This window comes from Alteromonas sp. KC3, from assembly GCF_016756315.1.
GTDB lineage: Bacteria > Pseudomonadota > Gammaproteobacteria > Enterobacterales > Alteromonadaceae > Alteromonas.
In genome coordinates this window covers 2,197,091-2,222,865 of sequence record NZ_AP024235.1, presented here as the reverse complement: position 1 = coordinate 2,222,865, position 25,775 = coordinate 2,197,091, and the positions used below count along the sequence as shown (strand labels likewise).

General features: G+C 41.7%; 22 protein-coding genes. 17 read left to right on the top strand and 5 right to left on the bottom strand.

Features of this window, described 5'->3' with window-relative positions; all coding sequences use genetic code 11:
• Positions 1 to 46 precede the first annotated feature (46 nt).
• The 10 genes from JN178_RS10045 (at position 47) to JN178_RS10000 (ending at position 12,982) form a co-directional block, all read left to right on the top strand.
• Positions 47 to 1,963 carry an IucA/IucC family protein gene (locus JN178_RS10045; protein ID WP_202265738.1) on the top strand — a complete coding sequence of 639 codons (1,917 nt, stop codon included), beginning with the start codon at positions 47 to 49 and terminating at the stop codon, positions 1,961 to 1,963.
• Positions 1,953 to 3,797 (top strand): IucA/IucC family protein, encoded by a 1,845-nt coding sequence (locus tag JN178_RS10040; RefSeq protein ID WP_202265737.1) that lies wholly within the window; start codon positions 1,953 to 1,955, stop codon positions 3,795 to 3,797. The genes JN178_RS10045 and JN178_RS10040 overlap by 11 nt, the downstream gene beginning before the upstream one ends.
• The gene (locus JN178_RS10035; RefSeq protein WP_202265735.1) at positions 3,790 to 5,154 is read left to right on the top strand and encodes an AMP-binding protein; all 1,365 of its coding nucleotides are present in this window, start codon (positions 3,790 to 3,792) and stop codon (positions 5,152 to 5,154) included. The genes JN178_RS10040 and JN178_RS10035 overlap by 8 nt, the downstream gene beginning before the upstream one ends.
• Positions 5,151 to 6,461 (top strand): DUF6005 family protein, encoded by a 1,311-nt coding sequence (locus JN178_RS10030; protein ID WP_202265733.1) that lies wholly within the window; start codon positions 5,151 to 5,153, stop codon positions 6,459 to 6,461. The genes JN178_RS10035 and JN178_RS10030 overlap by 4 nt, the downstream gene beginning before the upstream one ends.
• Positions 6,458 to 7,303 (top strand): sugar phosphate isomerase/epimerase family protein, encoded by an 846-nt coding sequence (locus JN178_RS10025; RefSeq protein WP_202265731.1) that lies wholly within the window; start codon positions 6,458 to 6,460, stop codon positions 7,301 to 7,303. Before JN178_RS10030 ends, JN178_RS10025 begins: the two co-directional genes overlap by 4 nt.
• Positions 7,304 to 7,332: 29 nt before the next feature.
• Positions 7,333 to 7,695, top strand: a complete 363-nt coding sequence (locus JN178_RS10020) for a hypothetical protein (RefSeq protein ID WP_202265729.1) — start codon at positions 7,333 to 7,335, stop codon at positions 7,693 to 7,695.
• A gap of 246 nt (positions 7,696 to 7,941) precedes the next feature.
• Positions 7,942 to 9,480 (top strand): PepSY-associated TM helix domain-containing protein, encoded by a 1,539-nt coding sequence (locus JN178_RS10015; RefSeq protein WP_202265727.1) that lies wholly within the window; start codon positions 7,942 to 7,944, stop codon positions 9,478 to 9,480.
• 43 nt (positions 9,481 to 9,523) lie between these two features.
• Positions 9,524 to 10,666: a heparan-alpha-glucosaminide N-acetyltransferase domain-containing protein gene (locus JN178_RS10010; RefSeq protein WP_202265726.1), complete on the top strand. Its 1,143-nt coding sequence runs from the start codon at positions 9,524 to 9,526 to the stop codon at positions 10,664 to 10,666.
• A 276-nt stretch (positions 10,667 to 10,942) separates the two neighbouring features.
• The gene (locus tag JN178_RS10005) at positions 10,943 to 11,917 is read left to right on the top strand and encodes a DUF1852 domain-containing protein (protein ID WP_202265725.1); all 975 of its coding nucleotides are present in this window, start codon (positions 10,943 to 10,945) and stop codon (positions 11,915 to 11,917) included.
• A gap of 18 nt (positions 11,918 to 11,935) precedes the next feature.
• Positions 11,936 to 12,982, top strand: coding sequence for a methionine synthase (locus JN178_RS10000; RefSeq protein WP_202265723.1), 1,047 nt, complete (start codon positions 11,936 to 11,938; stop codon positions 12,980 to 12,982).
• 34 nt (positions 12,983 to 13,016) lie between these two features.
• Here the strand turns inward: JN178_RS10000 and JN178_RS09995 are convergent, their stop codons facing one another.
• Together JN178_RS09995 and JN178_RS09990 are read right to left on the bottom strand one after the other, a co-directional pair.
• Complete coding sequence (locus JN178_RS09995) at positions 13,017 to 14,378, bottom strand: sensor histidine kinase (protein ID WP_202265721.1); 1,362 nt, start codon at positions 14,376 to 14,378, stop codon at positions 13,017 to 13,019.
• The gene (locus JN178_RS09990) at positions 14,375 to 15,064 is read right to left on the bottom strand and encodes a response regulator transcription factor (protein WP_202266022.1); all 690 of its coding nucleotides are present in this window, start codon (positions 15,062 to 15,064) and stop codon (positions 14,375 to 14,377) included. Before JN178_RS09990 ends, JN178_RS09995 begins: the two co-directional genes overlap by 4 nt.
• Positions 15,065 to 15,235: 171 nt before the next feature.
• Between JN178_RS09990 and JN178_RS09985 the strand changes: the two genes are divergently transcribed.
• The 3 genes from JN178_RS09985 to JN178_RS09975 all read left to right on the top strand — a co-directional run bounded on the left by JN178_RS09985 (position 15,236) and on the right by JN178_RS09975 (position 19,585).
• Positions 15,236 to 16,525 (top strand): DUF2254 domain-containing protein, encoded by a 1,290-nt coding sequence (locus JN178_RS09985; RefSeq protein ID WP_202265719.1) that lies wholly within the window; start codon positions 15,236 to 15,238, stop codon positions 16,523 to 16,525.
• 1,381 nt (positions 16,526 to 17,906) lie between these two features.
• Positions 17,907 to 18,995: a tyrosine-type recombinase/integrase gene (locus tag JN178_RS09980; RefSeq protein ID WP_202265717.1), complete on the top strand. Its 1,089-nt coding sequence runs from the start codon at positions 17,907 to 17,909 to the stop codon at positions 18,993 to 18,995.
• Positions 18,996 to 19,219: 224 nt separating this feature from the next.
• Complete coding sequence (locus JN178_RS09975; RefSeq protein ID WP_202265715.1) at positions 19,220 to 19,585, top strand: hypothetical protein; 366 nt, start codon at positions 19,220 to 19,222, stop codon at positions 19,583 to 19,585.
• On the opposite strand, the gene JN178_RS09970 is transcribed toward JN178_RS09975, so the two are convergent.
• Complete coding sequence (locus JN178_RS09970; RefSeq protein ID WP_202265713.1) at positions 19,582 to 19,950, bottom strand: diacylglycerol kinase; 369 nt, start codon at positions 19,948 to 19,950, stop codon at positions 19,582 to 19,584. The two genes, JN178_RS09975 and JN178_RS09970, sit on opposite strands and share 4 nt — an antisense overlap.
• A gap of 153 nt (positions 19,951 to 20,103) precedes the next feature.
• Positions 20,104 to 20,526 carry a universal stress protein gene (locus tag JN178_RS09965; RefSeq protein ID WP_202265711.1) on the bottom strand — a complete coding sequence of 141 codons (423 nt, stop codon included), beginning with the start codon at positions 20,524 to 20,526 and terminating at the stop codon, positions 20,104 to 20,106.
• 150 nt (positions 20,527 to 20,676) lie between these two features.
• Here JN178_RS09965 and JN178_RS09960 point away from each other — a divergent pair, with 150 nt between their 5' ends.
• On the top strand, positions 20,677 to 21,141 hold the full coding sequence (locus JN178_RS09960) for a c-type cytochrome (protein WP_442859681.1): 465 nt from the start codon (positions 20,677 to 20,679) through the stop codon (positions 21,139 to 21,141).
• A gap of 28 nt (positions 21,142 to 21,169) precedes the next feature.
• Here JN178_RS09960 and JN178_RS09955 read toward each other — a convergent pair whose 3' ends face one another.
• A complete protein-coding gene (locus tag JN178_RS09955; RefSeq protein ID WP_202265707.1) occupies positions 21,170 to 22,801 on the bottom strand; it encodes an FMN-binding glutamate synthase family protein in 1,632 nt (543 codons plus the stop codon).
• Positions 22,802 to 23,090: 289 nt separating this feature from the next.
• On the opposite strand from JN178_RS09955, the gene JN178_RS09950 reads away from it, so the two are divergent.
• The 3 genes from JN178_RS09950 (at position 23,091) to bfr (JN178_RS09940) (ending at position 25,739) form a co-directional block, all read left to right on the top strand.
• Positions 23,091 to 24,662: a cation:proton antiporter family protein gene (locus tag JN178_RS09950; protein WP_202265705.1), complete on the top strand. Its 1,572-nt coding sequence runs from the start codon at positions 23,091 to 23,093 to the stop codon at positions 24,660 to 24,662.
• 133 nt (positions 24,663 to 24,795) lie between these two features.
• Positions 24,796 to 25,272, top strand: a complete 477-nt coding sequence (bfr, locus tag JN178_RS09945; RefSeq protein ID WP_202265703.1) for a bacterioferritin — start codon at positions 24,796 to 24,798, stop codon at positions 25,270 to 25,272.
• Complete coding sequence (gene bfr, locus JN178_RS09940; RefSeq protein WP_159624557.1) at positions 25,272 to 25,739, top strand: bacterioferritin; 468 nt, start codon at positions 25,272 to 25,274, stop codon at positions 25,737 to 25,739. The genes bfr (JN178_RS09945) and bfr (JN178_RS09940) overlap by 1 nt, the downstream gene beginning before the upstream one ends.
• Positions 25,740 to 25,775 lie beyond the last annotated feature (36 nt).

Sequence of the window (25,775 nt, the reverse complement as noted above, 5' to 3'; positions counted from 1 at the left end):
TCAATAGATTGGCGCGGTAATTTGATCCTTTTACAAAGGTCTTTGCATGACTTCAGCCGCAAAAACACAAGCTAACAATGCGTCGTTTCAAGCTTTCGCAAACGCATATTTGAAAGAAATTGATTCTGGTGTGTGGCACACCAATGAAGAATGGGTCGTAAGAACAGGGATCCCATTACATCAACGCGACAAACACGCAGTAGAACTCTATCTTACGTCAAGTAACACAAGAGTGTGTTTTGCAGCATCATACCGCTCTGTGGTGGGACGCCACACGTTTACTACCGTGTATAAGCAACTGCCAAATAGCTTTAAATGGCAAGAAGTTTCATTGATGAACGCTATTTTATTGCTCATCGATGAAATTTATAGCGCAACTAATACGCGCACTAAAGGCGACGAACATCAATCAGAACACAGGCTAGAGCTGTCAGAGCGCCAGCTAGAACTGTACGCGAGAACGATTGAAAGTCACCAGATAATGTCGCTCTATTTAGAGAATAGAGAAGGGGACGAAGCGCTTAACAGTAATAAGTTTATTGATACAGAGCAGGCAATTTTGTTTGGCCACTGGCTTCACCCTACGCCAAAGTCGCGACAGGGAATGCATCGTTGGCAGCATGAAGCTTATACACCAGAGTTACAAGGCAAATTTAAACTGCACTATTTCGCTGCAAAGCTAGCGCTAACCGTTTCAAATAGCGCAACCGATACCTGTGCATTTGACATTCTTGAGAATATCGCACTTAGCGATGGTGATTCATCAACAAAATCAACGATTGAGACATTGCGTCAACAAAATCTAAAACTAATTGCAGTACATCCATTACAGGCAGCATGGTTACTATCCAGCGAGCATATAAAAACGCTACTCTCCGAAGGGTCATTGATTGACCTTGGTGAATTTGGGCCAGCATTCAAGCCTACGTCGTCCGTAAGAACGGTCTATAACGAAGACCTGGATTATATGGTTAAACTGTCTATCCCGGTAAAAGTCACCAATTCGCTTAGAAAGAATATGCATCATGAGCTAGAAGCAGGTGTCACGCTATGTAGATTGCTTAAGCGACTCGGCTTTTCTTCGATATTTCCCAGTTTTAAATTCATTGATGACCCAGCATACATCTCACTTGACCTTGGAAACGGTGGTGAAAGTGGGTTTGAACTCATCCTAAGGGACAACCCGTTTACGACCCAAAATGAGAATGTTGGCCTTGGTGGTACACAGTCTATTGCGGCACTGGTACAAGAGCCGTTATTTGATGGCGATAACTCTAAACTCGCCGAAGTAATACACCTGCTGGCGCAGCGCGAACAGACGTCACCACAGACAGTGACAGAAACATGGTTTAATCGGTATTTAGACTGTGCAATAGAGCCCGCAATTCGGTTGTTTGATCAATGCGGCATCGCATTGGAAGCCCACCAGCAAAACTCGTTACTCGACTTAACAAAGGGATACCCGTCGGCATATTACTACCGAGACAATCAAGGCTTTTACCTATCGAAGGAACGACAACAAATTCTGGAAACCATGGAACCTCACTTAACGGCATGTAAAGACTTGTTCTATGGCGAAGAAATGATTATCAACCGCTTTACTTATTACCTGTTTTTCAACCAATTGTTTGCAGTAGTAAATCGACTTGGCATCGACCAACTCGCCAGTGAATCGTCATTACTTCAAGTCGTTCACAAACGATTGTCTTCGATATTGCCAACGCTTGGCGCACAAGGCAGTGCACTTGTACGTTCGGTACTACAGCGCGAAAAGCTGCCCTTTAAGGCCAATTTGCTTACGCGAGTTGAAGACGTGGATGAATTGGAGGCTGAAGACGAACTAGCGGTATATGTATGGGTAAACAACCCGCTGCTACCTTTGTCAAAGACCACACACTGTCTGCCTTCACATGCTGAAAAAGCGCAAAGCAAATCAAGAAAGGTAACTGAAAATGCCTTTTAACAATCTTAATGAAAAGCGCATACCAGGGTTTTGTGATGCTGGGTCGGCGTCTGAGCCAGCCATCATTGACTTAGCTATCTGTGACGACGAAAAAAGAGTGGTAAGACAGTTCGTAGAAGCGCTGCTTTTCGAAAAACTCGTTAATTTTACATTTGAAGATAGTACTTTCACGGTAGAAATAAAAAATATGACGTTGCGCGCAAAGGGAAAGTACACCTTTTTTAGCCGCGTGCGATTAGAAGACAACACGCTCTACCTCAATGAAAGACCTCTTACGCTAAAGGATGTAGCGCGCATTATTCGTTGTCTACCTTATGATGATGCCAAGCGAACAAAACTATTTGATGAACTCGTCCACACACTAACGCTTTGTCAATGGAACCGCAATAACGTTGCACCCGTCATTAGCAGAAGAGCACTTAGCCACATTCGTTTAGAGTCTGCCCTTTTCGAAGGGCATCCTTATCACCCGTGCTTCAAATCAAGAAGCGGATTTAGTGTTAAGGATCATGAAGCTTATGGCCCAGAATGTGGAAAAACGTTTAAATTGCAATGGTTAGCAATAAAACATGAGTTTTTAGCCTCTCATTATGATGGTGAAAGTGAACAGTCTTTTTGGAAGAGGGAGTTAGGGGCTTCAACCTTTAAGTTACTGTTCGACTTAATGCGCGAAAAAGGGATTTCGTCTTCACATTTTGGGTTGCTGCCTATACATCCATGGCAATGGAATTACGTGAAAGCGTCTCTCATACAGCCACTAAAAAATGGCGATGTATTCTGGCTTGGTTCAGCCGGCGACGATTATCAGGCAAGTATTTCGCTTAGAACCTTACTTAATACAAGTAACGTAAACAAAGCCAGTATCAAACTACCGCTTAATGTGGTGAACACATCATCATTGCGCACGGTAGAGCCACATTCAGTGTGCACTGCGCCCCATCTCTCAAATTGGCTTCACGACCTTATTGAAAATGATGCATGGCTTCAAAAACGCAACGTGTTGTCTATTCAAAAAGAGTACGCAGGTATTGTAGTCGTTAAGCCGGACAGTGGTGACACTGTTGATGAAGGTAATAAACAGCATTGGGCTACAACACTTTCACCCAGCCTTAGTGCCATTTTTCGCGATGCGAGTGTGCTAAACGAGCCAGGTGTTCACACCGTACCGTTTGCTGCTTTGGCAGCGACAGAGTGGGACGGTAAACCTTTTGTTGCTCGCTGGATAGAGAAGTTTGGCGTGGATGTTTGGCTTGATGCACTCATTAATACCGCCATTATTCCCGTTTGGCATCTTCTTGCTTTTCATGGCATTGCCGTAGAAGCCCATGCACAAAATATGTCACTGGTGCTAAGAGATGGGTTACCAACAAAAGTGATTTTAAGAGATTTCCATGAAAGTTTAGAGTACGTGCCTGACTTTTTAAACAATCGCGCAACAGCACCAGACTTTAACAGCATTCATGGCGATTACGTCAACGCACCGGCCAATCATTACTATTGGATGGACAATACCGAAGCGCTACGCGAATTATTTGTCGATACCGTCTTTGTATACAACTTAACTGAACTATCTACTCTCTTTGCTTTGCACAACTACTGTGACGAAACGCACTTTTGGTCAAAGGTGTACGCCGCTATAGCAAGCTACAACAACAGCGGGGTGACTGCCACCGCACGCTTAAACAAAATTAACTTGTTTGAGAAAAGTATTATTACCGAGTCACTTCTAAAGAAAAAGCTTAGTGCTAACAAAGCGCTAGACGAATTTCATCACACCATCGACAACCCGTTAGCAACCTTTTTCGAACACGCTTGTGGAGAATCACATGCTTAGTATTGATGAACACGTCATCACCGCACAACAGATAAATTCAAAATTTGAACGCTTTAGCAACGCCCTACACCTTGATCCCGAAAAAGGCAGTGTGGCGGTTTGTATAGAAAGTACCGTAGATTGGCTCTCACTGTGTTTTTATGCAAAAGAGCATGGCCTTACCGTTATGCCAATACACGCGAGTACCCCCGAAAGCTTGGCCCGTAAATATGCCGAAAAAGCGGGCTGCTATACACTGTTATACGGGACATTGGAGAATGTTATCTGTATACCAGAAAACGAACAACAAGATACCGCACCGGGTTTAATACAAATGAGCTCAGGAACTACTGGCGAGCCAAAAAGTATTAAACGTTCTTGGCGCAGCATTGACCAAGAAGTGGCAGCGTATGTGGCTCATTTTACCGCGCCCAATTCGATGTCTCCCGTGATCGCTTGCCCAATTACGCATTCATATGGGCTTATCTGCGGCATTTTTGTTGGCCTTGCAAGAGGTAAACACCCGAGAGTATTTACAAGCATTAACCCTAAACACTTACTAAAAACACTGTTAACACTAGACAAACCTTTATTGTACTCTTCACCGTCTATGATAGACACAGTATGTATGCTGTGGCCTAAAAACAGTAAATTGCATGCTGTAATGACATCTGGAACGTTAATGTCAGCACCGGTGTTCTTGCGTGCCAAAGCCAAGGTTAACCATTTCTTCCAACAATACGGGTGTTCCGAAGCAGGGTGTGTGGCTGTTAGTGAATATGTTGATAACACTAATACGATAGGAGAGGTGCTCGGCCATCTTGAAGTCGAGGCAGGCGAGAGCCTAGCAGCGCCCGCTGAGATAGTGATTAACGTAAAGCAACCTCTTGATGGCCAGTGCGCTAAAATCCACACCAACGACCTAGGGTATTTTGACAATAGAAAGGGTAAAAAACAGCTGCATTTTGTAGCGAGGCAAGATGACACCATCATTGTCTCGGGACTCAATGTTTACCCTAAAGACGTTGAAGACGTGGTGCTAACGCATCCTGATATCAACGATGCGGTATTGTTCAAAATGCCCGATAAGCACGCTGGTTACCGCGCTTACTTGCAGTATTGTGCAAACCATCAGTTTACAGCCGAAGATAAAGCGTCGTTTAAAGTATGGTGTCATAAGCACCTTGCTGCCTATCAAGTGCCTTTTGACTTTATACAAGTCGATTCAATTACGCGTTTACCTAATGGCAAAGTAAATAGAAAAGCGATTGCCAACGCATACCTTTCGAAAATCGATACCCTCGGTATGCAGCAGAAGACTAAACAGGTAACAGTGTCTGCACCTGATAAGGCGCTATCTGAAAAGGTGCCATCATGAACATAGAAAGCATTGTTAACGCGATTAAACATATACTTATCAATGACATTGAATGCCAGTATATGTCTGTTTTCTCTAAGGATGCACGCTTGAATGAAGACTTGTACATAGACTCAGTCATTCTTATGCAAGTGCTTATCCATTTAGAGCTCTCGCATGATATCGATGTACCTGAAAGCGCAATATCACAAGAAGATGTGCAAACGGTGGGCAGTCTCGCGCGCTTCTTAATAAATCAACAACAAGTAGACAACGCAAGTGCTGAAGATGATGTGTTAGAAACGCCTTTTGAAGACATCAAGGTACATTGCTTTGTTAGCTGTTTGTGCGAGTGCATCAAAGCGTCATCAGCGGTTGATCATCGACCTTTTTACTTTGGTGTTTGGGATGCTGACGTGGCGATAACGTCTGCAAATGCACTGGCCTATCACGATGAATGCATTAGCCATGATTTTTTCATCAAGTGGTATAAGGCACTCTATGGTGTTCAGTTAACGTCTTGGTATGACAAAGCAAAGTCTAAAGCCGACAACGTTAAGACATTGGAAATGCAGCTCGACACTGCTTCACCAACACAAAACGTCATGGTTATGTTGGACATGTATTTATTGCCCGAGCGAGAAAACAAATTTAACCAAAACCCTTTTCCTCATTACGTTATGTTGAAGAAAACGCAGGATGCATCACGCTGGCTTATGCTCGATCCTGATTTTAGGTGGGAAGGTGAGATTGCTCGAGAAGATATTATCAATGCGATTTCCTCCAAGCACGTTGAGGGTGGCTACGTCTTTGATAGTAATGACATTAAGCCCTCTTCACTCACTCAAGTTGCCGAGTATTTTAATACTGCATTTTACGCTGATCGCAATGTGTTAACCGATGCAATACGACACATTGTATTGGCGCACAGAGATGATGCTAAATCCCCCCCGTCATTGTTAGGCGACGCGTTAAAACAAATACCCGTACTCGCTATCAGAAAATACGCATACGAACACGGTTTTGCCTATTTCTGGCGAGATATCGGATTCCCAGAAGTTACCTTTGAAATGTGGTGTGATGAGATAGAAAACTTAGTCTCGACATACAAAACCATTCAATACCGCTGCTTAAAGCTTGCTGAATTAGCGAAAGATAATATGGATACGTCTGACTTATTCACTGAAGTGCTAGCGTTATTAGACAAACAAGATATGACTGAGCAAAAGATTAAACAAAAACTTCATAGCGTTTTCCTTCAATGGCTAGCGTTTCATCAACTTGACAACGCTTGCACTGAAAAAGCGCTATTGGAGACAGCGATATGAACCTATCAGTGTGTACGATTACCTTCAGGCATCAATTAATTTCAATTGCAGAAATAGCAAAGTGGTCTGTAAGCAATGGATTTCAAGGCATTGAGCTATGGGGCGCTCACGCGACTAACCTTGAAGAACAGCCAGAATACAGTAAAGACTGGATAGCCAACTACGGCCTCAGAGTAACAATGCTAAGCGACTACTTGCCGCTTTTTGACAGTAACGACGCACTGTATTTTAAGGTACATCGTTTGTGTCGATTGGCCAAACACTGGGGGGCTAGCAAAATTCGTACGTTTGCGAGTAATGAAGCCAGTGCCGGAATGAATGAGCAACGTAAAGCTTTGTTGTTTCAGCGTTTACAAACCGTATGCGATTGGCTGGCCGAATACGATTTAAATTTGGTGATAGAAACTCATCCCAACACGTACGCCGACTCGGTAAGTTCAACCGTCGAAATGTTTAATGCTGTTCAAAGGCAAAACCTGCAATTGAACTATGACGTCCTGCACGTATGGGAAGCCGGTGAGGATGTAGTAAACGCTTGTGAGCAACTGTCGCCGTACATTAATCATTTCCATTTCAAAAACATAAGCAGCAGTGAACACCTAAATGTATTCGCCCCAGACAATGTTTATGCTGCTGCGGGCTCCAGAGAGGGCATGGTGCCTATCTTTGAAGGGATTGTGGATTACAAAAAGTTTATCGAATATCTCTATTCGAACTCCGCGCTTCGCAATATCGATTCTTCACTAGAGTGGTTTGGCAACAATGCCAAAAACATTCTTAGTCAAGATCGATACAAACTTCAAAAAATAAGCCAGTCATTGGCCATTGCTGAAGCAATGTAAAACAATATTTATAAGGATATAACCAGGCGATGACCGTATTTTTACTCACAAAACTCGTTGCGTATGAAGCGTTATGGGGAGGATGTGCTGCGCTTTACTTCTCTTCCCCTCATCAAAGAAGTACCGCTTCCCCCATGTCCAAACCAGTATCACTCACACTATTTATCGGCGCTATCTTACTAAGCGGAGTGTTGTTAAGTACTCAGCTTAATGTGTGGGCTACGTGCTTTGCCATTATTACCATTGTAATGATGAACTTTGTATTGGTAACACTGGTTTCAGCCCACGAAAAAAGCCGCCTGATGGTTATCACCTATGGCGCAGTTTTGGCATTTTTCCTGGCATTTGTAGTGGGTTTGGTTGGCGTAGTGGGAGGTCACTATGTGGCGTAAAACGCTATCCTCGTTTTTTATAGGGTTGCTCCTAAGTACAAGCCTCATTCTCAATGTTAATCATTTCATCCCGCTAGATGTGGATGTTAAGTTGCTTGTGGGTTATGTAGCAGGTTTTATCACCTGGTCTGCGCTAATGACCTATTTCTTTTGTTTTGAATCGGTGAAAAGACCACTCATTCAATGCGCCTGTGTTTTACTAGTATCTGTTGCGCTTAACGTGGTAATAAAGTTAGGGGCGCTATCATGAAGGCCAGTGTTATTCGCTCTGCATTAGAAGGGCACGGATGGATAGGCTTGTTTATCGCCATTCCTTTGTTCGTCGTTTTTTGGGCTGGTTCATTAACGTTATTTTATCCAGAGATTAAGGCGTGGTCTGTGTTACCACACACTGATGTAGCAACTGCGACACCCGCGCTGCCAACCAGCGATATCATTGCAAAACAGTTTGAACAGTACGATATAAATGCCGAAGAAAGGATGTTTATTGTGCTGCCCACGGACGTTCAGCCGCTTTATGAACTGTATTTGCCATTGAATGGAGAGAGCGCTCCCAAAGGTGAACTCACATCAATTTATGTTGACCCAACCAACGGCGAGACGGTTGCATCCATAGACAGTTTTCACTTAGCTGACTTCCTTTACGGCCTTCACATAGATTTAAACTTACCATTCGGCGACCACATCGTCGGGGTTATAACTCTATTTTTTATGGTTGTTATTTTTACCGGTATTGTTGTTCAGTTTAAGAAACTTATTACGCATTTTTTCTTTTACCGAGGTTCGCAGTCGACGATGCGCTATCAACTTACCGACATGCACAATGTGGTAGGGGTAATGAGTTTACCTTATACCTTTATGTATGCGTTGACTGGGCTGATGTTTAACCTGGGGCTTATTTCACAAGTCGTCACTTTGTTGTTTGTTTATAATGGCGACAGAACGGCGTTACTCAACGATTCTGGATTTCCTAGAATAACGGAGGTACATGCAGGTGTAGAGCGTGAAATGCCGGACTTGAACGCGATTATCACTACGTTTGAAACTGAGCAGAACGCTAAAGCATCTTCGTTACGCCTAACCAATTATGGTGATGAGAACGCGTTAATTAGAATTATCGGTCAGCATAATGATAATTTCGCACAACGCATAGACATGACCTATCGCGTTAAGGATAAGGGCTTTTCAAAAGATATAAACCCAGAAGAAAGAAATGCCTTTGCTGATGGAACACGCTTTCTCTATGCGTTGCATTTTGGGCACTTTGCCGGTGTCGATGTGCGTATTATCTTTTTTATTCTTGGCCTTAGCGTATGCGGGTTAATCATTGTAGGCAATATGTTGTGGCTCAACAAATTCCACAATAACAAAAACATTTCAACCCGTTTAAAGCGAACCATGTCAGCGCTAACACTAGGTGGGTGCGCTGGCATCATACCTGCTACGGCCTTTGCATTTTTGCTAGAGAGAGCCTTGAGTACAACCATAGAAAGCAGAGCACTTTTTGTAGAGGCCTCCTTTTTCGCTGTATACAGCATCACTGTGCTAGCCGCATTTTACACGAAAACCGTGTTAACTATGATTTCGCGGTTCTCCTTGATGAGTGCCTTGGTACTCACGCTGCTTTTGACATTCGAAGGTATAGGATTCGGAAAGTCGGTATTTAACTACCTTAACAATGGCTACAGCAGTCCATTTTCGTTGTCTTTCACACTGTTCTGCTTTACCTGTCTCTTATTTTGGCTAGGCGCGAACTTGTCTGAAAAATCAAAGACCATTCAGTGATGAATATCCATTTACCTGTTAACGATAAGAAGAAACACACGCTATGAAGCTTTTTTTTATTCCAGAAAACGCAAAACCTCTGCTCGCTCGTCGAGAATCGACATTTGATGTTGCAAAGGGCCTTGCCGTGCTGCTCATGGTAATGATCCATGTGCTGGATTTTTACGGCTTACCCGAGGTTCGTTTTGGTTTCTTTGGTACTGTGGTTAAATTTGCGTTGGGGTGGCCAGCGGCGTCCATGTTTGTTTTTATCATGGGAATCTTTGTTGGATTTTCGGGTACAGAACGTTTTGGCGTAGAAATAAAAAGGGCGCTAATGCTGTTTGCACTTGGTTACGCACTTAATCTTTTACGTGGTACCGTTCCTATGTGGCTTTCTATCCAACTAGGGCTTGTCACTTATGATGATGTAGCACCGCACACGCCGCTTACTGAATTTCTTATTGGTGACGTGTTTCAGTTCGCAGGTATAGCGTTAATAATCTGTGCTGTGTTGAAAAAGCTAAGCAATCAGGTGCTTGTATGGATAGCGTTTGCGCTTGTGGTTATATTTTCATCTCACTTTGCATGGGATAAGTACACAACATCAGCGATGTTCAATGAATTTTGGAAATTATTTATTGGTGATGAGGATGCGGGAACCATGTTTCCGATATTTCCATGGTTAGCTTATCCAGTTCTTGGCATGGCTTTTGGTCGATTTGTAAAACAACCACACGCTGCAACACTAGATTTCCTATGGTGCTTTAAACTGGGTATGGTTTGCTTCATGCTTGGTGTGGCATTAACACTGACAAACCCGGACTACCATATTGTCACTAATTTGCGAAGTGGGCCTGGCATTGTGGTGTTAATGACAGGAATAGTCTTATTGTTTCTTTATGGCATACACCTTATTGTGAGTCGGTTTCAACACACTTCAGTTGTGACCCTATTGGCATTTTGGGGTAAATACGTGACTGCGCTATACGTTGTGCAATGGGTATCAATTGGTTGGGGGCTTATGCTGGTGGGCCTGCAGCAGCTATCTATGCTACCCACGCTGCTTGCCATGGCCATTATTCTGTTGCTTTGTCATTATCTGGTATTGCCGTGGCACCAATATAGCGTTGGAAACAAAGACAATAATAGGGTGAGCCAATCTATGGTTGAAGGGCAAAACGGTACCGTAGCATCAAACACATAGGGGTATTACATAGGTATTAGCTACACAACGCCCCCATAAGCAGCGTATATAGCGAAAAATTACGCTGCTTACATACGCTAAAAAATAATCGCTAAAAAGTATTCGCATAAAATGCGCTTAAAAAGGAAAACAAGATAATGTGTTTTCCTTCTTTATCTTCAGTTCGCCTCGCCATTATGTGAAAAATATTCATGCAAATATGAATTTATACCATTTTTTTTCATAATTAATCGCATGTATAACTATGCCATACCGTACTAACAGTAAGATACTCTTATGGCACAGGACATCACTTTTTCTCTAAGTCGTTTACGTTTTGATGAAAACTACGAACCCTCACAGCACACGCGCATTACAACAAACTTCGCTAACCTTGCTAGAGGCGATAAGCGAAAAAGCAATGTAAGCAATGCGTTAACCATGATTGATAATCGCTTTAACGCCTTGGCCTACTGGGATAATCAGACCGCGGACCGATACACTGTTGAACTAAATATTATATCGGTAGACGTTGAAATTGCTGGGCAGGGTACTGCGTTTCCTAACATCGAAGTATTACAAACTGTTATTGTGGACAAGGTAACAGGCAAGCGCCATGACGGCATTGTGGGTAACAATTTTTCTTCGTATGTACGCGATTATGATTTCAGCGTCGTTTTGGCACAGCACAACAAGGACAAACAAGGGTTTAGTGTTCCTTCTGACTTTGGCGAACTTCATGGTTCCTTGTTTAAGCAATTCGTTAATTCGTCTACGTATCAAAACGCATTTTCGAAAAAGCCCGTCATATGTTTAAGCGTGTCAGACAGCAAGACATATTATCGCACGGAAAATGAGCACCCGGTGTTGGGTTATGAATATCAGCCAAATGAGTCGTCTTTAACCGAACAGTACTTTAAAAAAATGGGGTTAAGCGTACGCTATTTTATGCCGCCGAATAGTGCTGCGCCATTCGCTTTCTATTTCTTTGGTGACTTACTAAACGACTATACCAATTTAGAACTGGTAAGCACCATCAGTACCATGGAAACATTCCAAAAGATTTATCGACCTGAAATCTACAACGCCAATGCACCTGCGGGAAGGTGCTTTAGACCCAGTCTTAAAAACCCCGACCATTCGCTTACGCAGATTACGTATGACCGCGAAGAGCGCACGCAGCTTGCCGTAGAGCAGGGCAAATTTGTCGAAGAAAGGTTTATCAAACCTTACAAATCACTGTTGCAAACCTATTCAACTCAATGCGCTTAAGGCAAAAGAAGTAACGTTATGAAAACACTTATTCCAACCTCTATCGCTGGCAGCTTGCCAAAACCATCATGGCTAGCACAACCTGAAACACTGTGGTCACCTTGGAAGCTTGAAGGTAGCGAACTTGTCGACGGCAAAAATGACGCACTTCGACTTTCACTTCAAGACCAAGCGCTTGCTGGTATCGATATAATCAGTGACGGTGAACAATCAAGGCAACATTTTGTCACCACCTTTATTGAGCATTTAAGTGGCGTTGATTTTGAAAATAAAAGAACCGTTAAAATTCGTGATAGATATGAGGCAAGCGTCCCCGTAGTGACCGGCAGCGTTAGCAGGGTTAAACCCGTTTTTGTGGACGACGCAAAATATCTACGGGCGCAAACGGATAAACCAATTAAATGGGCGCTACCGGGCCCTATGACGATGGTTGATACCTTGTATGACGACCACTACAAGAGCCGCGAGCAGTTAGCATGGGAATTCGCAAAAATATTAAACCAAGAAGCGAAGGAACTTGAGGCGGCGGGTGTTGACGTTATCCAGTTTGATGAGCCTGCCTTTAACGTATTTTTTGACGAGGTGAATGACTGGGGTGTAGCAGCACTAGAGCGCGCAATAGAAGGGCTACAGTGTAAAACTGTTGTACATATTTGTTATGGTTATGGCATTAAAGCCAATACGGATTGGAAGAAGACGTTAGGGGCGCAGTGGCGTCAATACGAAGAAGTTTTTCCAAAACTACAAGCTTCTAAAATAGATGCGGTGTCACTTGAATGTCATAACTCGCGCGTGCCCATAGAATTGATCAAACTGCTTGACGGCAAAGAAGTCTTAGTGGGAGCGATTGATGTGGCAACCAATGAAGTTGAAACGCCAGAAGAAGTGGCAGCAACACTTCGAGAGGCACTGAAATACGTCGAGCCAGATAAACTTATTGCCTGTACTAACTGCGGAATGGCGCCGCTGGCGAGTGACGTTGCCAATGCAAAATTAAAAGCACTTGCCGAGGGTGCTGCAATTGTCAGAAACGAACTTGCTAAAAAAATTACCAGTATAACTTAGCTTTCCATTTCTCCAGTCAACCAATGTGTTACCGCTAGCGCGGTAACACGATGTCTATTTCTAGACCAGTCAATTCGCCTTGCGCATGATTTCGTGCGCTAATTTTACCGCCAACCGCTGTAACTTGGCGTTGTGCCAACGCTAGTCCCAAACCAAAACCACCGCGTTTTTGCCCAATCACGTGGGTTCCATGGGATTTATCCACTCTAAAAAAGGGTTTAAAAATGTCACCCAACATACTCTCTGGTACACCATGACCAAAATCTAATACAGAAAGCGCGTAGTGAGTCGCGTGGCATACAAGGTTAACTTCAATACGACTGTGTTCTGGTGTGTATTTTAATGCGTTGCGAATAATATTCTCGATAGCCTGTCCCAGTGCTTGCTGGCTACTTTGCTCGATGGGCGCACATTCTGGCAGTGTTAAATTAATTGTTCTGTCTGGGTATTCAAATGCCGCGTCATCACATATGACTTGTATAAGTTCTGAAAGATCAAACGACTCGTTATTAAGCGCTGGCGATTCATTGTTCAGCCATGCCAGCGTTAATGCGTCTTCAACTAAGGCGCGCATATTCTGAGATTCATAGCGTAGGCGCGCCAACGTATTTTTGTTATCGATATCGTTCTCAAGCATATCAATTGCCATATCAACGCGGGTTAGCGGCGTTCTTAGTTCATGGGATAAATCTGAGAGTAATTCACGCTGGTTGTAAATAAGCTTTCCAATGCGTTCAGCCATACCGTCAAAATGCACAGCAAGCGTATAAAGTTCATCGTTACGATTGCTTAAAGAGTCACTAACACGAACATCAAACTTACCTTTACTAAATGCGGTTGTTGCGGTTTCCAGCTTTTTAAGTGGTGTCATAACATGGCGATAAAGGACAAAGCTGACAGCGCACAAAATCACGAAAGGCAATGCTATTTGAAGCAATATATCGATATAGGTGAGGTAAGTACCTGGCCGCATCCTTTGTGGTAATTGAATTAAAAAATGCGATTTTGAGTCTAGAAAAGGGACTTCCATAATAGGGTTGTAGTCAAAATAAAGATGTATTTTCCACTCGACACTTCGTCCAATCCTAAACTCATCAATATAGGTTTGAGGGATTTTACTGTCGGCAAGGGGCTTAATGTTTGAAGTAACAATGGCGGCCCAGGTTTTTTCCTTCTTTTGAAAGGTACTAAGCCATGTCGCTAGCGCCGCTTCGCCTTCTTCCAAATATACGCGTTCGGCTTCTTTTCCATAATTATTGAGCTGTTGTTGGTGTTCAATTGACAAGTGGCTCATTGTGGTTTCAGTTTGCGTTGTTAGCCAATCAACAACCCAAATCAAGGCAACAGTGCCAACCGCAATGGTTGCACAGAGCTTCCAAAACAGTTTCTTTTTCATGAAAACAAATAGCCTTTGCCATGTTGAGTGGCAAGGCGAGTAGGGGACATACCGGCTTCCACCAGTTTTTTACGTACTCTACTCATGTGCATATCAAGGCTTCTATCATAACGACTGAACGTTCTATCAAGCACCGTTTGATAAAGAAGCGGTTTGCTCATTACTTCGTCTTTATTTTCAAGCATTACCCACAACAGCTTAAATTGGATAGGTGTTAAACCAAGGTCTTTTTCAGCGAAACAGGCTTTCAGCGTTTTTTTATCCAACGCTATTTCGTCAACGTTAAGCACATTGACAACCGTTTCCTGTTTTTGAGACGTGAATGAACGACGTAATAACGCCTCGATACGCAGCATCATCTCGACAAAGCTGAATGGTTTAGGCATATAGTCATCGGCGCCGTTACTATAACCCTTGATACGTTCTTGCTCAGCACCACAGGCGGTAACCATCATAACGGGTGTCTGCTTTTGCTTTCTAAGCTGACTCAAAAGGGAAAAGCCATTCATCTTAGGCAATAACACGTCTAGCAATATGAGGTCGAACCGCTCTTGAAGCGCAGTCGCCAAACCCTGATCTCCATCATGGCATTGACGGGCTTCAAAGCCTTTGTCTGTCAATAGTGTAGCGATTTGTTGACTTAACGTTACGTCATCTTCAATGATAAGTATTTTTGCAGTGTCCATATGTCCATAGCATGCGTCCAATTGAAATCGCATACACATTAACTCTATTGATAATGATTATCAATTAGATTGAGTATTTATACACTCAAAATTTTAAATAGAGACATAAAACGTAAACGAATCTAATGAATTACCCGTATATAAAATTAACAAGCATCTTGAGAGTTATGAATGGAAGCGCCAATTACGGTAGATAGATTGCGATTTTTAGTCTACCACTTTAAAGAAAAACTATGGGTAAAGCCTTTAGCCTTCTGCCTATTGTCTTTTATGTCTGTATTTGTTGCTAAAGTTGCCGACGGTACGTCATTGCATGAACATATCCCTGAAATAAAACCTGAATCCGTAGAGACGCTACTTTCCATTATGGCGTCAAGCATGATGGTGATAGCAACGTTCTCTGCAGGCACTATGGTTAACGCCTACGCGTCAGCAAGTCAGTCTTCAACGCCAAGAAGTTTAAGCTTAATAATTTCAGACGACGTGTCTCAAAACGCTTTGTCTGTTTTTATTGGGGCATTTATCTATAGCGCAGTAGCGCTTACAGTTATGAACAATGCGTTTTTCGGTAAATCAGGCACATTTATTTTATTTGCGTTAACTTGCTTTGCGTTTGTCATGGTTATTTTAACGTTTATTCGATGGGTAGATAGCGTTGCTCGACTAGGCCGTGTAGGCTCGACCGTGCTTAAAGTAGAAGCTGCTACAAAACGCGCGATAGAAAATAGAATTTCACGTCCATGTTTAGGTGCAGTACCGGCGAGCCAAGCAGCAGTGCAGGGGACCCATACCATATATAGTAAGCGAGTAGGGTACATACAGCTTATCGATATCGCTAAGCTTCAATATTATGCAAAACAAAACGATGTGTTTATTAATGTCGCCATGCTTCCCGGTGAATTTGTTACGCCCGAGAAGCCTATTGCTTATACAACACAACCAGTAAAAGACAATGACATTGAATGTGCATTTTCAATTAGTGAAACACGTTCATTTGAAGCTGACCCCAGATTTGGATTTATTGTGCTAGCAGAAATTGCATGTCGCGCACTTTCACCCTCCGTTAACGATCACGGAACCGCTATAACCATACTGAGCAGCATTACTCGATTGTTGTTAACTTGGGAGTACGATAACGAATGTGCCCCTGAAGAAAGAAGTGACACTCTAAAAAATGAATCAGTAAAGTACGACCGTGTGTCTGTGCCTGAACTGGTTGTTGAGGATATCTTTGACGACGCCTATACCAGTATTGCAAGAGATGGAGCTGATAAAATTGAAGTAGCAATCCGCATATTAAAGTCACTCATTACTGTGCACACAACATATCGTTCAAAAGATAAAAACTTTGAGAACGCGGCAAACAAATATTTATCGGTAAGTTTCCAAAGAGCTAAAGAAACATTGTCTTTTGAAGAAGATATAAAACGCCTTGAAGAAGTATTTAGTCGTAGTAAGTAAAAATAGCGAATCGTTTGAATGTTGAAGTTATAAAACTCTCTGACTAGAAACATTGCAAAGAATTCGACACCTCATGAGTTATTTCTAAAACTCCTATCTAGGTCACGTAATCTACGTTGTAAAACGCCTTCATATGCATTTCAAAATTTAAATTACGTCGAATTCCTTATCGTGCTCTACGTAAAATCTGACGACATATACCTCTAAACTTATTTCAGATTTTACGTAGCGCACGATTAAATTTAATACGCCTAAATCAAATCATCTGAGCCACTTTAAATTAAAAACACAGCTTTAAGCATAAAGTTCACACACAGGCCTGTATACCAACAACGCTGTCATGCCAAAAGGTCTGTAAGCAATCACAGCCAACAAACCAACCGAATAGAGTGACATCAGCCCCCTAATCTTCCACATACTTAATTACGCATAATGTATATTATGTTAAATAAGATATCAAAGTAACTGGATAGAGAGTGTATTATTGCTCTTTAAATTAACGTCCCTTTTGCTCTCTTAGTTTTTTAAAAAGCGTCTTTATTAAGGATGCTATTCAGAAATGAAAATTAGAATGTTATTTTCCATATATGTTGATTGATGTTGGATTAACCGGATAAAAATTAGATGCTAATTCGATGTGCAATTATATTTAAATTATTTATTTCAAGCGCTATTTAATCAAAGCAGTTTAATGTTTTACCGCAATTAATAAGGATTGGAGTTAATAAATTCAGCTTTACACAAAAGGCTTACTTAAACTAATTAACTGATGTGGTTCTCATTAAAATGATAGCTTTTAGATATTTTGTCTAACAGCCAATTAGAAAACTAAAGTATTGTTAGCTTACTTTATTTAACTTAGTAATTTTAAATCATTTAACACCTTAGCGATTTTCTAGCTATTTTTATCTAGCATAACCCAGCTACTTACACCCCCAGCAAACTCATCTAACTCCATTTATCCCGTTGTGCCTATCTACTAACTCTTTGAACAAAGATACGAGCTTAAACACGTGTGAGCTAGGTTGTGAAAATTTTAATATTTGTTGATGTTTTTAGTGGTCAATTATTAGGCGACGCTACGTAAAATCTGAATAGAATTGAGCAGCTGTATCCTGCAGATTTTACGTAGCGTTAGTATAAATATTCGTTCAATTATCACGATTTATATAGTGGAAAGGTATACATTCTATTGGTTTTGGTTGCCATAACACGTCAGCACTGTATATATAAACAGTTTTTGTGCTAGTATGCGCAATCAGGTTAATACCTGAAATCTTTTAGACGTTAAGTACCAGTCTTTTGACCGTTCACGCATGATAATTACAGTTATCATGCGTGAATATGCCTTAAAAACAATAATATAGCTGCATTTACACCAATGTCAGAGAAACCGATTTATAATCTATTAGCCAACCACGTTCAAGGTGCATTAAATTCGCAAGCAGTTAGCAATCAAAACGCTAAAGTGAGTGACTATTATAGAGATATCTTTTCAAAGCTTCCTTTTAACACACAAAGAGCTTACATCAGCGATTACAATGAGTTTTCACTTTACTGCTCACAACAAGGCTTACCAGGTTTAACGAATGACTTTAATAGCAATGAGTATTGTATTAAGAGTTACGTAAGCACGCTGTGTGAATCACCACTCGCCTATCGAACGATAAAACGTAGACTTTCTGCCCTCAGTAAATTTATGGGAATAGCCAACTTACCTAATCCCATCATACGATCGGTTTATCTTAGAGACTTCATAAGGCTCTCACTCATTGAGAACCAAAAGTATAGAATGTCACATCAACAGGCCGTCCCGCTAACAATTGATATGGTAGAACACATCAACAATGTCGTTATTCCGGACTCTTTACTTGAACTCCGAGACCTGGCAATCATTAACATGATGTTTGACGCGTTGTTACGGGCCGATGAGTTGGTAAGAGTTCGACTCGAGGATATTTCTGCGCGTAATAATACAGTGTTGATAATTACGTCTAAGAGTGATCAAAGTGGTCAAGGTCAATATCGTTTTATATCGTCTAGCACGTTAACAATGGTCAATGAGTATATTACAGAAGCAAACACAGACCCTAGTAGCAAGCTTCCACGTCATAGTAGTGATACAAGGAGCTTAAGAAAAGGTATCTTGTTTAGACGTGTAAATAATCATAAGACCGCATTACTTCCTTTTGATGAGCACGTACCTTCTCATCGAGCAAATGTGCTTAATTATTCTAGTGTCTATCGAATTTGGAAACGAATTGCTGTACGCGCCAACATCTCTGAAAACATTACACCACACAGTGGCCGCGTCGGAGGTGCTGTTTCGTTAGCCGAAGATGGAGCGTCACTTCCCGAACTACAGCTTGCTGGAGGTTGGAACTCTCCTGAAATGCCAGGTCATTATACGCGACAAGCTAATGTTAAACGTGGCGGTATGGCAAAGTTATCTAAAAAAAGAAAAAGGTAATATAATCAATTCCATAACCCATTTCAGATGCGTTACGCGTAACTTATAAAAGTTTTTTTTGAACATGATTTGGGTTAATAACTATCTTCAAAATGGTCATGTCCCCTGCTCTATTCATGAGTTCCCTTTAAATTTAGTTTTTGTTCGCTGTACTGAGTCGAACTTAAAACGAAGATGCCCCGTATATATCACAGTTAAGCAAAAAGAGATTACAGGAGTTTTTAATGAGTAGTGGAATTGAACCTAAACACGGCAAGTTATTGGCAGAGATGATTGTTCCCTCGTCACATTGGCAATTACAACCTGAAAAACAAGATCCATTCACAAGCAAGGAAGCAGCGATAACCTATTTAAACAGTCATAATGAACCATTGTATATTCACGTGCCTTACGTTCAAGATGATATCAGCGAAGATAGAAATAACGGAGCGCGTATAACGGTAACTTCACGAGAAGACGACGTCGTTTTTACCATAAATGATATAAATAACGGTGGTGAGACCGCGTTGCATTTTTCTCACCTAAAAAACCTCGATAGTTCGCTGCGTACCCTGGTAGAGAGTTGCTGCGATAAAATAGTAGCACTCTAGCTAAATCGAGGCAGTAGTATTAAACACCACGTAAAGATTGCCAGTGTCAGACTTACGAATACTGCAGCCGAGCCAATATCTTTGGCTCGGCCTATTAATACGTGAATATCTGTACTCACGTGGTCACATAACTTTTCTACCGCGGTATTAAGCAACTCTGTGATAAGCACTATAAATAACGACATAACAAGGAGTATGCGCTCTACATGAGTAACATCTAAATAGAATGCGACTGGTACTAAAATCACCATTGCTACCAGTTCTTGTCTAACAGCAGCTTCACTTTTAAATGCAGCTTTTAAACCTTTCATCGAATAATACGTTGCAAAAAGCAAACGTGAAAAACCAGTGCGTTTCGTTATCATTGTATTCCTAGTTCCATCTCTAGAATTACATTTATAGAATAACTGTTCACGCTATCTTATTAAGATGACAATCACGTTACCAAAAGTCTAAAACAACGATAGCTTTCATATATTTATAAAAACTAAGCAGAGCGTTTTAAACCATTAACGTTATTATACCTTTACAGCCAAAACGTCCGTTTTAACACCATGTAATACTGCGTTTGCCGTCGAACCAAGCAACAAGCGTAAACCGCTTTGACCGTGAGTTCCCACAACGATAAGGTCTGCACCAATTTTTTCTGCCATATGATGAATTTCATCTGACGGATTACCTATTTCTACATTTACGTGGGTATAGGGAATGTCGTGTCGCTGTGCGATATCTTTTAGCTCGCGCAAGGCCTGCTCTCTGACCTCTTCTGAGAAATCACGTTCCAAAAAAAGGCCATAGGGTTCCATGGTACTTTGCGGATAAGCGACGTACAGTAAATGTATTTTGTGACTATTGCCCGCTATTGCAAGTGCCTTTTGAACAACAAGGTCGTAGTCTGAGTAAACATCAACCGGAACTAAGATAGTTTCATATCCTTGCATCACATTCCCCTTTTTAGGTTCAATTTGTACATAAATACTATAGTTAAGGATTCAGAGGCTATTGTTGCGCTAGGTCAATATCTCGCCGATTTTTTACGTCATAATTAAGAAACAATTAAACAGCACGTAATGAGGGATAACATGTATAAAATGATAACAATCCTATGCATCACTATGTTTTTGACGGCCTGTGAACAAGGCGCGGACTCGCCCCGAGGTTTTAGTTTACCTGAAGGGGATATGGAAAAAGGTTTTGAGGTATTTAAAAAATACCAATGCCAAGATTGCCATAGAATAGCGGGTGAAAAAGAGCGGGATGACGCGACATACTTGTTAGTTAAGCCTATACCATTAGGTGGCAGCAGTGGAAGAATTAAGACTTATGCTGAACTAGTAACAAGTATTATTAACCCTTCGCATAAGCTTACCCCTCGCCAGCCTGCTAGTTTTACGAGTGAAGACGGAGTGTCATTCATGAGGATTGTCAATGACGAATTAACGGTGACAGAACTTATTGATTTAGTCGCGTATTTGCAACCTAAATACAAAGTAACGCCATACCGTACCAGTGACTACCGCCTTTACCAACTCCGTATACCAGACAAAGCTGAATAGTACATAAAGCTTGAAAACTAGCGGTGTCTTAGGACACCGCTTTTGTTTCTTCTTCAATTTGCGCAAGTTGGCTACATGGCATAAAACTATTAGAGTTCGCCTCATTAAAATGCAGTTTAAAGCGTTCTGGTATGTCGTCAGTTAAGAAGCTTCCCGTTTTTACCAATGGAAATATTTCGTCATAACGCGCAATGCAACTCTGGTCTACCCGACGAAATATGTGTGTACGATTTAACTCGCTCGTTTTTATATGACCAGTAGAAGATAATATATCCATTAGCGCGTGAACGGTTTTTTTATGGAAGCGATAAACTCGCTCATATTTGTCTTGTACATTCAAACCGGCTGCAAGTTTTGGATCTTGCGTAGCAACGCCTGTTGGGCATTTGTTAGTGTTGCACGATAAAGACTGAACGCACCCTAAGGCCAACATCATCCCCCTAGCACTATTGCATATATCAGCACCTAAGCTCAGGTTCTTTGCTAATTGAAAAGCTGTAATTATCTTACCTGATGCGATGATTTTTATTTGATCTCTTATTGCGAAGCCAGTCAGACAATCATCAACGAACGCCAGCGCTTCACGAAGGGGAAAACCTATAGAATTAGTATACTCAAGTGGTGCCGCTCCAGTACCACCCTCGCCTCCATCAACGGTAATAAAATCTGGTGTAACACCTTTTTCAACCATTGCCTTACACATCGCAATGAATTCACTTTTGCGTCCTAAAGCGAGTTTTATACCTATGGGCTTGTAGCCACTGAGCTCTCTTAGTTGTGTGATAAAATCAATCATTTCAATAGGTGTAGAAAATGCTTTGTGTCTAGGTGGAGAGTCGACTTGCGTACCTGGTTCAACGCCTCTGATTTTCGCAATCTCTGGCGTGTTTTTGTGTGCGGGAAGAATACCACCGTGACCTGGTTTTGCACCTTGGCTCAGCTTTATCTCAATCATTTTAACGTTGTCTAAAGCGGCTTTTTCTTTAAAGAGCTCACTATCAAAACCACCGTCTTTGTTGCGGCAACCAAAGTAACCGGTACCGATTTGCCACACAATATCGCCACCATTTTCAAGATGGTATGGTGTTAAACCGCCCTCTCCGGTGTTGTGATAAAAGCCACCTTTTGCAGCACCTTTATTAAGCGCCTGTATAGCGTTTTTCGATAAACTGCCAAAACTCATTGCACTAATGTTCAACACACTCGCTTTGTAGGGCTTTTTACATAACGGCCCACCCACTGTGACTTTGGGGTTCGCTTCCATATCTTGTATATCACGGGCTGATAACGAGTGACCTATCCATTCGTATCCGTCTTTGTAGGTGTCTAGCTGAGTACCGAATGGAATGGTCTCGCGGCTATTCTTAGCACGTTGATAAACAATTGACCGAAACATGCGCGAGATTGGGGCACCACCAGTGTCTGTTTCAATAATATATTGCTGGATGTAAGGTCTAAGCGATTCAACAGTCCATCTTACCCGGCCGATAAGCGGAAAGTTTCTTAAAATAGCATGCTTAGTTTGGAAGACATCATATATTGCAAAGCACAGAAGCGTTGCCGACAAGAGCAAAAACCACCATATTGGACTCCACAAGAAACCAATAACAACGTTAACTATAACGAGTAAGACCAATACAGATAAAATGGTGGTCCGCATAAGATATCCCTATTAAAGTGCAGTAACTTATACTTACATAAATTGCCACGTTTTAGTTTGTTTATACAACGAAACGTCCATATTCTTGCACCACTTCCTGCCTTTTCTGGTTACGCATAACCATGAGGCGCCAAATTTAGCCATTCAAAACTGACTAACAGATGCCTCACGTTGGCATTACATGCTAGTCTAATTAAACGGTAATTCCTCAAATTATGATGTACTTGTGCTACGTTGCAGTGCTTGTGCGTTAATGAATGTTATATAGATAGCGAGTGAAAGAGTTTTCATGGAGTATGCATTTCTTCTTTTTGCCTTCGTTTGTGGGCTAACAGTTAAACTAATTGGTATTCCGCCACTTGTAGGGTATTTGCTTGCTGGTTTTTTACTAAACTTTGCGGGCTATGGTCTGACTGATGAACTCACCCAAATTGCAAATTTGGGTATCACCATCATGCTTTTCACTATCGGCCTCAAGCTAAACATTCGCGACCTTAGTCGACGTGAAGTGTGGGCGGGAAGCGTGTCACACACTGCGTTGTGGGTAGGTGTCATTACCTGCGTGGTTTATGGCGTTAGCGCGCTAGCGGCAAGTTACATAGATGGCTTAACATGGCAAAGCGCAGCACTAGTAGCATTTGCTTTGAGCTTTAGCAGTACGGTGTGCGTTGTAAAAGTACTTGAGGAAAGCGGAGAAAGTAAGACAAGGCATGGCCGACTGGCAATTGGTATTTTAGTCATGCAGGATGTTTTTGCAGTTGTTTTCCTTGTTGTTGCTACAGGCAAGTTGCCTACCGTATGGGCCCTAGCGCTACTTGCACTCTTTCCTGCCATGCCGCTTATCAAGAAAATGATTAATAAATCGGGACACGGTGAATTACTGCCACTCACGGGGTTTATCTTGGCGTTAGGTGGTTATCATTTATTTGAACTGGTAAACATTAAAGGTGATTTGGGCGCGCTAATTTTCGGAATAATGCTGGCACAACATGAAAAAGCCTCGGAACTCGCTAAGTCACTATTAAGTTTCAAAGATCTATTTCTAATCGGCTTTTTCCTAACTATTGGTCTGACAGCACTGCCCGACATTACGATGATGTTGATGGCACTGGTGTTTTGCTTGCTTATTCCAATTAAAGCATTGCTGTTCTTCGGCCTATTTACCTCTTTGCGCTTAAGAGGACGCACCTCGTATCTCAGTAGTCTAGTGCTATCTAATTATAGTGAGTTTGGCCTTATTGTTGGCACGCTCGCTGTGTCACTTGGGCTTTTGGGCAATACATGGCTAGTTGTTATAGCGCTTTCTGTATCAATTTCATTTGTTATTACCAGTATTTTATATCGCACCTCACACTCTCTATACCATCGTTACAAAGAAAAAATTAAACGGTTTGAGAAAAACAGACGTTTAAAAGAAGACATTTACCCTACATTACATAATGCTGAGTTTTTGGTACTGGGCATGGGACGTGTTGGACGCGGCGCGTTCAATGCTTTATCTAAACTGACTGATGTAAACGTATGGGGCATGGATGCTGATAGAGTAAAAATTAAAGAACTTGCAGACGAAGGTCTCAATGTCATTTGTGGTGACGGCGAAGATATCGATCTTTGGGATAATTTAGATATTAAGGATGTTCAACTTGTGTTACTTGCCTTGCCATCAATTCAAGACTCTATCAATATTACACGCCAATTGAAAAACGCAGGCTACACTGGAAAAGTAGCAGCAATTGCACGCTACGAAGACGAAGTATCCTCTTTGTTAGAAAATGGAGTGGATAAGGTCTTTAACTTCTTCACTGAAGCAGGTCTCGGCTTTGCAGAGGAAAGTTTGGCCTATGCTCATTCGCAACGGTAATGCAGTTCTAAATGCGAACAATGGATGAATTGAGAAACGTTATCGTTTATAAATATATGTTTTATATGGTTTTTTTGACATTCGCCATTTTAAGCACTAGACTTAACGCAAATAATGACTAAGGGTTTACACAATGCAAGGTGATAAACAAGTTGTAGCGAAATTAAACGAAGTACTGACAAGTGAACTTACCTCTATAAATCAGTACTTTCTGCACGCGCGCATGTTCAAGAACTGGGGTTTTTCAGAATTAAACGAGAAAAACTATAAAAAGTCGATTAAGGACATGAAGCAAGCGGATGACCTTATCGAACGAATTTTGTTTCTTGAAGGGCTGCCTAATTTGCAGGCATTAGGAAAGCTGTACATTGGTGAAGATACGCTAGAGATGTTGTCATGCAATTCGCGATTCCAAAAAGAACAGTTGCCTCTTCTTAGAGACGCAATCGCGTTATGTGAAGAAAAGCAAGATTATGTATCTCGCGATCTGCTAGAAGACATTCTTGAATATGAAGAAGAGCATTTAGACTGGATAGAAACGCAAGAATATCAAATTGATGCAATGGGTATTGAAAACTACCTACAAGCGCAAGTAATGGGAGATGACTAATGAAAGGTAACCAAGCAATCATTAACGGCTTAAACGAGCTACTCTCTTATGAGCTTGCTGCAATGGATCAATATTTTATTCATTCGCAAATGTACTTAGATTGGGGTCTCAATAAGTTGTACGAGCGAATTGATCATGAATTTGATGATGAGCGCGGTCATGCAACAAAGTTGATTGAACGCATGCTGTTTCTTGAAGGCACGCCAGACATGACCAAACGCACTGGCTTTAAGGTCGGTAAAGACGTGCCAGAGATGCTCGAAAGTGACCTACGCGTTGAGTACGAAGTTGATGCAAAATTGCGTGAAGTTATCGCATTATGTGAAACCGAAAAAGACTACGTAACGCGTGATATGCTTATTGTGTTGCTAGACGACACAGAGATGGACCATGCACACTGGCTAGAACAGCAATTGGGATTAATTAAGCGCATTGGTCTTGCAAACTACTTACAATCTCAAATGTAAATTGGTGAGCGCAGAATAAATGAAAAACGGTTAGCA